13 protein-coding genes are annotated in these 12,759 nt (G+C 62.5%); 9 read left to right on the plus strand and 4 right to left on the minus strand.

Features of this window, described 5'->3' with window-relative positions; all coding sequences use genetic code 11:
* Positions 1-14: 14 nt before the first annotated feature.
* From QWI20_RS09910 to QWI20_RS09925, 4 genes are all read right to left on the minus strand, one after another.
* A complete protein-coding gene (locus tag QWI20_RS09910) occupies positions 15-395 on the minus strand; it encodes a VOC family protein (protein ID WP_369305306.1) in 381 nt (126 codons plus the stop codon).
* Positions 392-1,357: a hydroxymethylglutaryl-CoA lyase gene (locus QWI20_RS09915; protein ID WP_369305307.1), complete on the minus strand. Its 966-nt coding sequence runs from the start codon at positions 1,355-1,357 to the stop codon at positions 392-394. The genes QWI20_RS09910 and QWI20_RS09915 overlap by 4 nt, the downstream gene beginning before the upstream one ends.
* 18 nt (positions 1,358-1,375) lie before the next feature.
* On the minus strand, positions 1,376-2,566 hold the full coding sequence (locus QWI20_RS09920; RefSeq protein WP_369305308.1) for a CaiB/BaiF CoA transferase family protein: 1,191 nt from the start codon (positions 2,564-2,566) through the stop codon (positions 1,376-1,378).
* A gap of 632 nt (positions 2,567-3,198) precedes the next feature.
* Positions 3,199-3,774, minus strand: coding sequence for a TetR/AcrR family transcriptional regulator (locus QWI20_RS09925; RefSeq protein ID WP_369305309.1), 576 nt, complete (start codon positions 3,772-3,774; stop codon positions 3,199-3,201).
* Positions 3,775-3,955: 181 nt separating this feature from the next.
* On the opposite strand from QWI20_RS09925, the gene QWI20_RS09930 reads away from it, so the two are divergent.
* The 9 genes from QWI20_RS09930 to QWI20_RS09970 all read left to right on the plus strand — a co-directional run bounded on the left by QWI20_RS09930 (position 3,956) and on the right by QWI20_RS09970 (position 12,746).
* Positions 3,956-4,612 carry a glutathione S-transferase family protein gene (locus QWI20_RS09930; RefSeq protein ID WP_369305415.1) on the plus strand — a complete coding sequence of 219 codons (657 nt, stop codon included), beginning with the start codon at positions 3,956-3,958 and terminating at the stop codon, positions 4,610-4,612.
* Between the two features lie 163 nt (positions 4,613-4,775).
* The gene (locus tag QWI20_RS09935) at positions 4,776-6,407 is read left to right on the plus strand and encodes a methyl-accepting chemotaxis protein (protein ID WP_369305310.1); all 1,632 of its coding nucleotides are present in this window, start codon (positions 4,776-4,778) and stop codon (positions 6,405-6,407) included.
* A gap of 67 nt (positions 6,408-6,474) precedes the next feature.
* A complete protein-coding gene (locus QWI20_RS09940) occupies positions 6,475-7,470 on the plus strand; it encodes an aldo/keto reductase (protein WP_369305311.1) in 996 nt (331 codons plus the stop codon).
* Entirely contained in the window at positions 7,467-7,916 is a 450-nt protein-coding gene (locus tag QWI20_RS09945; RefSeq protein WP_369305312.1) for a thiol-disulfide oxidoreductase DCC family protein, read from the plus strand. The genes QWI20_RS09940 and QWI20_RS09945 overlap by 4 nt, the downstream gene beginning before the upstream one ends.
* 400 nt (positions 7,917-8,316) lie before the next feature.
* Positions 8,317-9,681: an MFS transporter gene (locus tag QWI20_RS09950; RefSeq protein ID WP_369305313.1), complete on the plus strand. Its 1,365-nt coding sequence runs from the start codon at positions 8,317-8,319 to the stop codon at positions 9,679-9,681.
* Complete coding sequence (locus QWI20_RS09955) at positions 9,662-10,591, plus strand: 2-hydroxyacid dehydrogenase (RefSeq protein WP_369305314.1); 930 nt, start codon at positions 9,662-9,664, stop codon at positions 10,589-10,591. The genes QWI20_RS09950 and QWI20_RS09955 overlap by 20 nt, the downstream gene beginning before the upstream one ends.
* A gap of 118 nt (positions 10,592-10,709) precedes the next feature.
* Positions 10,710-11,504: an NYN domain-containing protein gene (locus tag QWI20_RS09960; RefSeq protein WP_346629065.1), complete on the plus strand. Its 795-nt coding sequence runs from the start codon at positions 10,710-10,712 to the stop codon at positions 11,502-11,504.
* 32 nt (positions 11,505-11,536) lie between these two features.
* Complete coding sequence (locus tag QWI20_RS09965; protein ID WP_369305315.1) at positions 11,537-11,776, plus strand: hypothetical protein; 240 nt, start codon at positions 11,537-11,539, stop codon at positions 11,774-11,776.
* A 94-nt stretch (positions 11,777-11,870) separates the two neighbouring features.
* On the plus strand, positions 11,871-12,746 hold the full coding sequence (locus QWI20_RS09970; protein WP_369305316.1) for an EthD domain-containing protein: 876 nt from the start codon (positions 11,871-11,873) through the stop codon (positions 12,744-12,746).
* Positions 12,747-12,759: the final 13 nt, after the last annotated feature.

The following is a 12,759-nucleotide window of genomic DNA, read 5'->3' on the forward strand; positions in this document are numbered from 1 at the left end:
AGCGACCAGCGCTGTCAGCCCATCAGTTCGGAAATCTCGATCAGGTTGAGATCAGGATCACGCACATAAACCGAACGAATCGGCCCTGTCGCGCCGGTGCGCTGGACCGGCCCTTCCACGATCGGCCACGCCTCGGCCTGCAAATGCGCAATCACCGCGTCGAGGTTCTGGCTGGCGATAAAGCACAGGTCCAGCGCGCCGGGCACCGGGCGGTGGGCCTTGGGTTCGAACTCGTGACCGCGCTCGTGGACGTTGATCTTCTGGTGGCCAAAGCGAAACGCAAGGCGGCCGCTGCCGAAGGTTTCCAGCTGCATGCCCATGACGCGGACGTAGAAATCCTTGCAGGCCTCAATATCGATGGTGGTCAGGACCAGATGGTCGAGGTGATCAATCATTGGGTGTGCTCCGTGAAGTTATTGGCGATCTGCAGACCGAGGCTGTGTGCGTGCTCGGGAATCGGGTGCAGGTCCAGGCGCTTGCCCGCCCGGAGGATCTGGCTCGGCGTGTCGTGGCCGATGAGGGCGGGCAGCCGTGCCGAGGCGGCGATGACCCGGTCCAGGTCAATGCCGGTGTCGTAACCCATGAGATCGAGCATGTGCACCAGGTCTTCCGTGCACACGTTGCCGCTGGCGCCCGGCGCATAAGGGCACCCGCCCAATCCGCCGAGGGAAGCATCGAGGCGATCGACGCCAGCCTGCAACGCCGCCAGGGTATTGGCCAGCGCCATGCCCCGGGTGTTGTGGAAATGCAGCGTGAGCTGCAGCTGCGGAAAACGTTCGCGCACCGCCTCGGACAGCGCCTGAACCTGCAACGGATAGGCCATGCCGGTGGTGTCGCACAGCGTCACGCCCCGAACGTCCAGCGCAACGAAACCCTCGATCCAGCGCAACACCTCTTCCGGGGCAACATCGCCCTGCATCGGGCAACCGAATGCCGTGGACAGCGACACGTTGACCGCCACCGGGCCGCGTCCGATGACGCCAATCACCTCCTTCAACTGGGCGAAGGACTGCTCGCGGGTCATGCGCAGGTTTGAGCGGTTATGCGGCTCACTCACCGACATCACCAGATTGGCCTCGTCGATGCCGCAACCCAAGGCACGCTCCGCGCCACGAACGTTGGGCACCAGCACGGTGTACTCGACGCCGGGATGACGATGGATGCCGGCCATCACCGCTTCGGCGTCACGCAACGCCGGAATGGCCTTGGGCGAGGTAAACGACGTCACTTCGATCTTGGCGTAACCGCACCGGCTCAGCTCATCGATGAGGGCGATTTTGTCCTCGGTCTCGATGAAGGTCTTTTCGTTCTGGAAGCCGTCACGGGTGGCGACTTCCTGCATGTACAGGCGTTTCATTCGCGCTGCTCCTGACGGTTAGATGAGGCCGCGCGCGCGCCACTGCTCGCGTGTGTCGGCGTCGATGCCCACACCGTCGAGCACCGCGTCGGTGTGCTGCCCGAGAGACGGCGCACGGGTGCGCACCTGCCCCGGTGTGCTCAGCAACTTGGGCACGATGCCGGGCAAGGTGACCGGCGTGCCGTCATCCAGCTGACTGGGCAGCAGCATTTGCCGCGCCTGATAGTGCGGGTCGGCGGCGATGTCGGCGGCGTCGTAGATTTTCCCGGCCGGAATGTTCGCGTCTTTCAGCGCAGTCAGCACCTCGTCGAGCCCTCGCTCGGCGGTCCATGTGGAGATCGCCGCATCGATGCGCGCCACATGCCGCACGCGGCCGTCGTTGTGCTCAAGCTCGGGGTCATTGGCCAGGTCCGGGCGGTCGATTTTCTCCATAAGGCGCTTGTAGATGCTGTCGCCATTGCCGGCGATCAATGCGTACTTTCCGTCCTGGCAACGGTAGGCATTGCTCGGCGCGATGCCCGGCAGGCTGCTGCCAGCGGGTTCGCGCACAGCGCCGAACACCGAATGCTCGGGGATCAGGCTCTCCATCATGTTGAACACCGATTCGTACAGCGCGACGTCCACCTGCTGACCGGCGCCGTGATGCTGTTCGCGGTGACGCAGCGCCAGCAGCACGCCGATCACTCCGTGCAGAGCCGACAGTGAATCGCCGATGGACACGCCCACGCGCACCGGCGTGCGGCCGGGTTCACCGGACAGATGCCGCAAGCCGCCCATGGCTTCGCCGATCACGCCGAAGCCCGGCAGGTCCCGGTAAGGCCCGGACTGGCCGTATCCCGAGACCCGCAACATGATCAGCCCTGGGTTGATGGCGCTCAGGGTCTCCCAACCCAGACCCCATTTTTCCAGGGTGCCGGGGCGGAAGTTTTCGATGAGGATGTCGGCGTCTTTCACTAGCTGCTTGACCACGTCATGGGCTTCAGCCTGACGCAGATCGAGGGTCACGGACTGCTTGTTGCGCGATTGTGCGGCCCACCAGACCGACGTGCCGTTGTGCAGCAGCCGCCATTTGCGCAAGGGGTCACCGGTGGTCGGCGGCTCGATCTTGATCACCTCGGCGCCAAAGTCGGCGAGGATCTTCGCGGCAAAAGGCCCGGCGATCAGTTGGCCCATTTCGATGACCTTGATGCCATCCAGCGGCAGGCTCATGGGGGATTCCTTATTGTTGGAGGATGTCGGGATCATCCTCTTAAATCGCCGTCGTGAGAATTTCAATGATTTCCACTACCCTTTCCGCAACGGAAACCCTTCGAACCCCCGCCACGCTGAAATCACGCTTGGTGTCAGTGGGATCACCGCAAAACCGACTGACTGGCCGCGGTGCTAGTAGGACTGGCTTCAGCCGGGAAGAGGCCAGCGCAGGCACCATTAATTTTGCAGTGACGCCTTCCCGGCTAAAGCCAGTCCCACTGAAGGGATGTGTTGTGTCAGTGGACTCACTGCTGAACTCACTGACTGCATGCGGTATTTGTGGGATCACTGCGAAGCCCACTGACTGCACGCGGTGTTTAGTGGGACCGGCTTCAGCCGGGAAGAGGCCAGCGCAGGCACCATCAATTTGCGGCGCGACGCCCGACGCCTTCCCGGCTAAAGCCAGTCCTACTAATGGCATGAGCTGTGTCAGTGGCATCAGTGCGAGACCTACTGACTGCAAGCGGTGTCAGTAGGACTGGCTTCAGCCGGGAAGAGGCCAGCGCAGGCACCATCAATTTGCGGCGCGACGCCCGACGCCTTCCCGGCTGAAGCCGGTCCTACCAGGGATCCGGGCGTGTCAGGGTACCCTATCGGCATAGGGCCGTCGGGATCAGCCCGGCGTCGCGGTAGTCCTCAATCAGCGCGTCGAACAGCTCGATGTCGGATCGTGTCCGGGCAATCAACTGCGCCCCGGCCACGGCGGTGTAAATCGCCAGCGCGCGTCGTTCGCACAGCTCGGCGCTGCCCATTCCCGCCTCCATGAGCCTGTCGGTCAGCCAGGCCACGCTGGCGTCCGCATAGGCTTTCACCTCGCGGCGGATTTGTTCCGGCAGGTCTTCGTGCTCGGCCGCCATGAAGCTGGACAGACACAGCCGATTGCCGTTTTCCAGCGAGGTGCGAAAGATCGACGGATACAGCGTCAGGCAGTGCAGCGGATCAGGGTTGGCCTCACGGATCGCTTCAAGCGCCTTGGCAGTGTCCTGCCAGTACCGCTGCGCCACGGCAGCGCCCAGCTCCGCTTTGCTCGGGAAGTGGTAGTAGATGCTGGCGTTCTTGATGCCCACCGTTTCGCCAATGCTGCGGAAATTGATGCCGCTGTACCCGTGCAACTGCGCTGCGGTTTTCGCAGCGGCCAGAATGGCCTCGCGCGCATTTTCGCTCACGCTGAATTCCTCAAAGGGTCGATTGATGGGCTGCATGCTACTCCCAAACACATCAACCTGCCAATTGACAGGTAGGGATTGACAGCACCTTTGAACAGGGCCAAAGTTTGCCTACCAACTGACAGGCAGACACATTATGACCTCCTCCATACCGCAGTCCGATACCTCCGCAACTCCCAAGATGACAATCCACGACTGGTTCAATGGCCCTTACCCGGCTCGGGTCCGCATCGCTCTGGCAGAGAAAAACCTGCTGCCGCGAATCGAATTCGTGTCGGTGAACCTGTGGAAAGGCGAGCACAAGAAACCCGAGTTCCTCGCCATCAATTACTCCGGCACCCTCCCCGTGCTCGAACTGCAAGATGGCACGCTGATCGCCGAATGCACCGCCATCACCCAGTACCTGGACGCTCTCGTCGGCAGCCCCGACCTCACCGGCACAACGCCGGTGGAGAAAGGCCGCATTCACATGATGACCAAGCGCGCGGAGATCGAGTTTCTCGACGCGGTCAGCGTGTATTTCCATCACGGTACACCTGGCCTGGGGCCTGAAGTCGAGCTGTACCAGAACGCCGAATGGGGCAACCGCATGCGCGACAAGGCAGTGCGCGGGATGGGCTACTTCGACAGCGTGCTGAAGACGCAGCCCTTCGTGGCCGGAGAATCGTTTTCGATGGCCGATATCGCGGTCTTCGGTGGAATGATCTTCGCCTCGCTGGTGGATCTCGCAGTGCCAGCGGAATACCAGGCGCTGTCGGCCTGGCACGCCCGGATGAATGAACGCCCGAGTATCCAGACTTGGCGGGCCATGGTTGCAGCGGGCGCGCCACAGGGCTGAAACCTTGAACCTGGCATCCCGGTTCAGGGGTGCCAACCGCAACACATGACGTCAGAAAGGCTGAGCAGTGCATTTCCGCCAAAAAAGAGGGGAATCCGTCATCAAGCTGAACCGATTCAGGTCGATATCCCGGTGACCCCGCTTTTTTATGGACCGCCCCGACATGAACCTCAGACGCCTCAACATCGCTCCCCGCTCCCTGATCTGCTTCGGCTTTTTTGCCGTATTGATCGCCGCCGTCGGACTGTTCTCGCTGATGCAGTCGTCCAAGCTCAAAGACGCCCGGGACGCGCTGCAGGACAACGTGCTCCCCACCCTCCTCGCCATCGCCGACATCAAAAATGACCTGCTGACCATCCGCCTCGGCAACACCAGCCTGCGCGCCGCACAAAGCCCCGCCAGCGCCGACGCCGCCATGAAGCGCGTCAGTCAGGGCCGCGCCGAGTTGGAGAAAGACGTGCAGCGCCTGAGGTCCTTGCTGATCACCGAGCGCGGCCTGAACGCCTACCGCGAGATGGAGCGCGACATGCAGGCCTACCTTGCCGTGCACGCGCGCTTTCTCGATGCCGTGGCGCAGAAGCGTGATGACGTCGTCGCCTCGCTGACCGAGCCGTCCGGGGAACAGACCCGCGCGGCAGACGCACTCGCCAAGGACATCGCGACCATCGCCGACCTCGGCAACCAGAAAATGCAGGACTCAAATGTCGCGGCAAATGAAAGTTACGCTCAAGCCCGCGAGGTCATCATTGCCGCCATCGTGGTCGCGCTGGCCGCCACCCTCGCCCTGGCCGCGCTGTTCACCCGCAGCCTGGTGGCGCCGATCGCAAAAGCCCTGGCCGTCGCGGAAAACATCGCTGCCAACGACCTGAGCAAGCCGATTCAAGTGGACGGTTCCGATGAGCCGGGCCGCCTGCTGCAAGCGCTGTCGGTGATGCAGCAGAACCTGCGCCACACTCTTTCGGAGCTGGGCCACTCGTCCAATCAGCTGGCCTCGACCTCCGAAGAAATGACCGCCGTGACCGAAGAATCCCTGCGTGGGGTTCAGCGTCAGAACGACGAAATCAATCAGGCCGCCACGGCCATCAATCAGATGAGCGCAGCCGTCGAAGAAGTCGCCCACAACGCCTCCCTGGCCTCAACGGCGGCGCGGGATTCCAGCGACTCGGCGGAACAGGGCCGCCTGCGGGTCAACGAAACGATTTCGGCGATCAACGAGCTGCACGACTCGGTCGGCAGCACAGCGGATGAGATCAATGGCCTGGCCGGCCAAGTGCAGAACATCAGCGGCGTGCTGGACGTGATTCGCGGCATCGCCGACCAGACCAACCTGCTCGCCCTCAACGCGGCCATCGAAGCCGCCCGAGCAGGCGAAGCCGGACGTGGCTTCGCGGTGGTGGCAGACGAAGTCCGCGCCCTGGCGCACCGCACCCAGCAGTCCACCGCCGAGATCGAAAAGATGATCGCGTCAATTCAGGGCGGCACCCACAAGGCCGTCACGGCCATGGGCCAGAGCAGCGAACGCGCCCGGGTCAGTCTGGACGTTGCCGGTGCCGCCGGTCGCGCACTTGCCGAAATCAAAACCGCCATCGTGTTGATCAACGAGCGTAACGTCAGCATCGCCACGGCCACGGAAGAACAGGCCCAGGTCGCGCGGGAAGTCGATCGCAACCTGACCAGCATCCGCGACCTGTCGCTGCAGACGTCTGCCGGCGCCCATCAGACTTCGGCGGCGAGCAACGAACTGTCGCAACTGGCGGTGGGCCTGAACGGTCTGGTCATGCAATTCAGAACTTAACGGCACCCGCGGGATCGCAACACTGAGCCGCCTGTTGGCGGCATCAGACGATTTCGGAGGTAAAAGCATGAAGTTCGTGAAGCTGGGTTCCACGGGGCTGGACGTGTCGAGGCTGTGCCTGGGGTGCATGACGTTTGGCGACCCGGATGCCGGCACGCACCCGTGGACGCTGGATGAAAACGCCAGCCGACCGATCATCAAGCACGCGGTCGAACAAGGCATCAACTTCTTCGACACGGCCAACAGCTATTCGGCGGGCACCTCGGAAATCATCGTCGGCAAGCTGCTGAAGGAGTTCACCCGTCGCGAAGAAACCGTCATCGCGACCAAGGTGTTTTTTCCGGCCAATATGTGGGAAGGCTCGAAGCGGCCCAACGAACAGGGCCTGTCGCGCAAAGCCATCATGGCCAACATCGACGCCAGCCTGACCCGGCTGGGCACCGATTACGTCGACCTGTATCAGATTCATCGCTGGGATTATCACACCCCCATTGAAGAAACCATGGAAGCGTTGAACGACGTGGTGCGGGCCGGCAAGGCGCGCTACATCGGCGCGTCGTCGATGTTCGCCTGGCAGTTCGCCAAGGCTCAACAGGTCGCGACGGCCCATGGCTGGAGCCGCTTTGTGTCCATGCAGAACTACCTCAATCTGGTGTACCGGGAAGAACAGCGCGAGATGATTCCGCTGTGCCTGGATCAGGGCGTCGGCCTGATGCCCTGGAGCCCGATGGCCCGTGGCAGGCTCACCCGGCCCCACGGTCAGCAGACCGAACGCACCAGGACCGACATCTCCGGCCAGTCGTTCTATGAGGCCACAGAAGCTGAAGACGGTCGCGTCATTGATGTGGTGGAAAAGATTGCTGGCGAGCGCGGCGTGCCCATGGCGCAGGTCGCGCTGGCCTGGGTGTTGGCCCAGCGTGGCGTGTCGGCACCGATTGTCGGTGCCTCCAAGCCGCACCATCTGGACGATGCGATCGCGGCGCTGGAACTGGTGCTCAGCGACGACGAAGTGAAACGTCTTGAGGCGCCTTACGTTCCCCATGCTGTCACGGGCTTCGCGTGAAGCCCAACGGTAACTCCGGGCTTGCCACGGGCCGGGCCGTCGTGTTGTTCGACGGCACCTGCAAGCTGTGCAATGGCTGGGCGACCTTCATCATCAGCCAGGACCGCGAGCACCGGCTGACGCTGGCGGCCGTGCAGTCGCCCGAGGGTCAGGCGCTGCTGAAATGGGCGGGACTGCCCCAGGATCAGTTCAACACCATCGTGCTGGTGGAGAATGACCGCTTTTATGTGCGCTCGGACGCGATGTTCAAGATCCTCGCCCACCTGCCCGCCCGATGGCACTGGCTGCTCATGGCGCGGATTTTCCCGAGGGTGTTGCGCGACTGGCTGTACGACAAAATCGCGCTGAACCGCTACCAGCTGTTTGGCCGCTACGATGCATGTCGCTTGCCCCCTGCGGATCATCCGGGCCGCTTCCTGAGCAAGAACGCCCTCAACCACCGCTAAATCTTCAGCGGCTGAAATGACGTCTTCGTGAGCAAACTCACTCCCACACGTCCTGCGCATGGCTCGAGATTTCAAGCCGTTCCGCGATCCCGTGGGAGCACCCCCCACACCTCTGGAGCATGGCTCGAAATCTCAAGTCGTCCCCCTATCCCGTGGGAGCGAGCTTGCTCGCGAAGGCTGTCTTCAGTCCGCAGAGAAAGTGGCCAAATGTCCCGGCCCCTTCGTGAGCAAGCTCACTCCCACACGTATAGAGCGTGGCTCGAGATCTCGGATTAGCCTCGCCCCGAAAAATCCCACTATATGGGACGGCCAATCACATATTGAGGTATCAGGGTATGTCGTCTATGGTGGGACGTCTTCGCTTCCTACAGCTTCTTATATAAAAACAACAGGAAATCCCATGCCCCAGCCATTTATGGATTCGGGCCTGCACGCCAGCACCATGAAGCGCCTCAACCTCAAGTTGATCCCCTTCCTGATGCTGCTGTACATGGTCGCGTACATCGACAAGTCGAACATCTCCGTCGCCGCGTTGCAGATGAATGCCGAGCTGGGCCTGACCGCTCGCATGTATGGCATCGGCGTGGGGCTGTTCTTTCTGACGTATATCCTTCTCGAAGTCCCGAGCAGCGTCATCCTCACGCGGGTCGGCGCGCGGCGCTGGATTGCGCGGATCATGATCACCTGGGGCATCGTCGCGGCGGGCATGGCCTTCGTGCAGAGCGCCAATCAGCTGTACGGCATGCGCCTGCTGCTGGGCGCCGCCGAAGCCGGTTTTACGCCGGGGATCATTTACTACCTGTCGCAGTGGTACCCGAAGACTGATCGGGCCAGGGCCATGTCGTTCTTCTACATCGGCGCCGCGCTGGCGTCGGTAATCGGCCTGCCGCTGTCCGGCGCGTTTCTGCACCTGGACGGGTATTTCGGCGTCAGCGGCTGGCGCTGGCTGTTTCTGCTGGAAGGCCTGCCGGCGGTGATCCTCGGGATCATTGTGTTGCGCTACCTGCCGGATTCGCCGCAGACCACCCAATGGCTGCACGCCGATCAGAAAGACTGGCTCAGCCGGACCATTGCGGCTGAACAAGCGAACTCCCCGATTTCCCACCATGCCGCTTGGCAGACCGCGTTTCGCAGCCGTCAGGTCTGGCTGTTGAGCCTGTTCTGGCTGTTGCAGGCGTTCGGCACCATCGGCATCACGCTGTTCCTGCCGCTGATCGTCAAGTCGGTGTCCGGCCAGGAGTCGTTTACTGTCAGCGTCATGTCGGCGCTGCCCTTCCTGTTTGCCTGCGTGTTCATGTATTTCAACGGCACCCATTCCGACCGCAAGGGCGAACGCGGCTGGCACCTGGCGCTGCCACTCATGGCCGCCGGTGTGCTGCTGGCGCTGGCGGTGTGGACCAGCAACCCGTGGCTGGCGTACGGCTTGCTGGTGGTGGCGGTCGGTCTGAACTGGGCCGCCACCCCGGTATTCTGGGCGACCACCACCGAATACCTGTCGGGTGCTGCCGCTGCGGCGTCCATCGCGCTGATCAACTCCATCGCCAACGTCGCCGGCCTTGGCCTGCCGCCTGTCATGGGCTGGATCAAGGACGCCACGCAAAGCTACGACTACGCGCTGCTGCTGGTCTCCGCAGCCTTGCTGGCAGGCGGTGTGTTGGGACTGTTCCTGGCCCGCGCGCCCCGTGCCACACCTGTCACCGCCCGCGCCACTGCTCCCGCTGCTGCGCCTGTCCCAAGAGGTTTAGATGAAGCCAAGGCTCCTTAAAATCGCCCGTTTGCCGGCCATGCTCGATGACGCGCTGAACGCGACCTACGAAGTGTTGGAAGCCGATCAAAATGGCTCCGGCGTCGACGAATCGACCACCGACATCCGCGCCATGGTCGCCAATGGCGAATCCACCGTCAGCCGCCAGTTGATCGACAGCCTCCCTGCGCTGGAAGTCATTGCCGTGTTCGGCGTGGGCTACGACGGCGTCGATGTGGCGGCGGCGCGGGAACGTGGCATCCGCGTCACCCACACCCCCGATGTGCTCACTGAAGACGTGGCGGATTTCACCATGGCCTTGATGCTGGGTATCGCGCGCAACTTGCGGGTCGCCGACCGTTTCACCCGCTCGGGCGCCTGGGCAGATGGCCCCATCGCCTTCAGCCGCAAGGTCAGCCGGGCAAAGCTGGGCATCATTGGTCTGGGCCGCATCGGTGCTGCCATCGCCCGTCGCGCTCAGGGTTTTGACATGTCGATCGCTTATACCGGGCGCCAGCCTCAGGACGTCGAGTTCACCTATTACGCGTCGGCGCTTGAACTGGCCGCAGCGGTGGATTTTCTCGTGGTTGCGGTCGGCGGAGGCGCTGGCACCCATCATCTGGTGGACGCCAAGGTGCTGGAGGCGCTGGGCCCCAAGGGCTATCTGATCAACGTCGGCCGGGGCAGCGTGGTCGATGAAACTGCCCTCGCCCAGGCCTTGGCCGAGGGTCGTCTGGCGGGCGCGGCGCTGGACGTCTACGAAAACGAGCCGCACCCCGCCGCTGCGCTGCTCGATCTGGACAACGTCCTGCTTACCCCGCACATGGCCAGCGCCACATGGGACACCCGGCAGGCGATGTCCGATCTGGTCATGGCCAACCTCCACGCCTGGCACAGCGGCACAAACTTGCCCACGCCCGTGCCGGACTAATCCGACGTCGCCAGCGGCTCGATGAATGAACAACCGAGCCGCAGAAGACAGAATGGGTTGCCTGTTTGCGATGAGGATTTGCAGGTATGGTGTGGCTTTCCCCTGCCAAGGAAGATCCATGGCCACGAACCCCTCCAGTCACGCTCAAAAACACCTCGCCGTTCTGATCGATGCGGACAACGCCCCCGCCGCCATCGTCGAAGGCCTGTTCGAAGAAATCGCCAAATATGGCGTCGCCAGCGTCAAGCGCATCTATGGCGACTGGACCGGGCCGCAGCTCGGCGGCTGGAAGAAAGTCCTGCTCGACCACTCGATCCAGCCCATCCAGCAATTCGCCTACACCAAAGGCAAGAACGCCACCGACAGCTCTCTGATCATCGACGCCATGGACCTGCTGTACACGCGCCGCTTCGACGGCTTTTGCCTGGTCTCCAGCGACAGCGATTTCACTCGCCTGGCCTCGCGATTGCGCGAGGAGGGCCTGACCGTGATTGGCTTCGGTGAAGAAAAAACGCCCCGGCCATTCGTGGCGGCCTGCGATAAATTCATCTACATCGAATTGCTCCGCGAGGAAGTGATTGCCGCCGCCAGCGCAGAGCAGACGCTCGATGCTCCCGCGCAGTCAGAACTGGCCAAACCCGCAGCGACCGAGACGGCAAAACGGCCCAAAGCGCCCATCAGCTTCATCGCGAAAATCCTCGACGACATCGCCGACGAAGATGGCTGGGTGCAGCTCGGCGCGCTGGGCACCAACATCACCAAGCTGCGACCGGAATTCGACCCGCGCACCCACGGCTACAAAAAGCTCAGCGACCTGATCAAGGGCTACCCGCAGGCGTTCGAGCTGCAGGCCAGACCCGCGTCCAGTGGCACGGCGGTGATGTACGTCAGGCACAAACAAAACGGTAAATAACGCGATCCTCGTTTTCATTTCTGGAGCCTTCCATGCCCGTTTTCTCCGTCGACTATCGCTTCAAAGACCAACCCCGCAGCCACCGCTTCGAGCTGAATCAACCTGAGCTGCCGGCGTCCGAGGCCGCGATGCACCTGCTTGAGCTGCATTTCGGCGACAGCGAAAACAGCCTGATCATGCCCAACGCCGATGCCGAACCGGATGAAATCATCGAACAGGCCGGCCAGCTCGGGCTGACGGACATTCACGTCACACAGGTCGCTTCCGAGTAAGCCTGCCGACGCCGTCCGGTAAAAACGTTGAACCCTGCAGCGGCACCTGCATCCGATCACTACGACTGAACATTTCCCGACTGACAGGTGCCGCATGATCGAGATCAACAGCTACACGACCGTCAAACGACGGGAGCGCGTGCCCCATGAAGTATTCGCTCATTACTGGCGCGACGTCCACGGCCCGCTGTGCTCCCGGCTTCCGGGCCTTGGTTTGTACATCCAGCACCACTTTTCCCGGCAGCAGGATGCACACCTCTGGCCCCTCGCCGATGGCATCAGCGAGATTCAGGATTACGAACTGGACGGTGGGGTGGAGATCGGCTTCGAGTCCGCTGCGGACCAGAAGCAGTTTCAGGAGGCCAGCCCGATTCTGTTTTCGGACGAGCAGAACATGTTCGACGAAACCCTGGCCTACGCCCTGCCCCAAGGTTCGCTGACCCTGACCAACTCGCTGGCGGATGAGCGGTTCAACGGCACCGACACCTTCGACCGCATTCACATCCACTTCAGCCCGCGGGAAACCCTGGCGCAGCTGCACGGGTATTTGAAATCGAATCTGGGCCCAGTGCTGGCAGCGTCCGATGACGTGGTCAAGGTCGTTCTGCACCTGTGCGAACCTTTCGAGAACGATGGCCAGCACCCGCCCGCGCCGAACGTCGCGCACTTCGCCAACTCGGCCCGCGCGGAATTGGCCGTGCTGGAAATCGCGTTCAAGTCGCCACTGGCGCGTCGGCGGTTTTTCCAGAGTGACGTGTTCCAGAACACCTTGCCTGAACAGTCGAAGCACATCGCCCAGCTCAAGACGTTCGCTGTCTCCGGGCTCTACACCTACGTGCGCGACAAGTCCCTGACCACCGCAGGATTGCGCGGCAGTCGGGCGGCCGAGCTGATTGAATACCTGGGCGCGGTGAATCAGGTTCAGCCGGATGTTCAGGAACTGATGCTTAAAGGCCCGCAGAACCCTTGATGGGTTACCTCGG

This window comes from Pseudomonas sp. W2-17 (assembly GCF_041060445.1).
In the GTDB taxonomy this organism is placed as follows: Bacteria; Pseudomonadota; Gammaproteobacteria; order Pseudomonadales; family Pseudomonadaceae; genus Aquipseudomonas.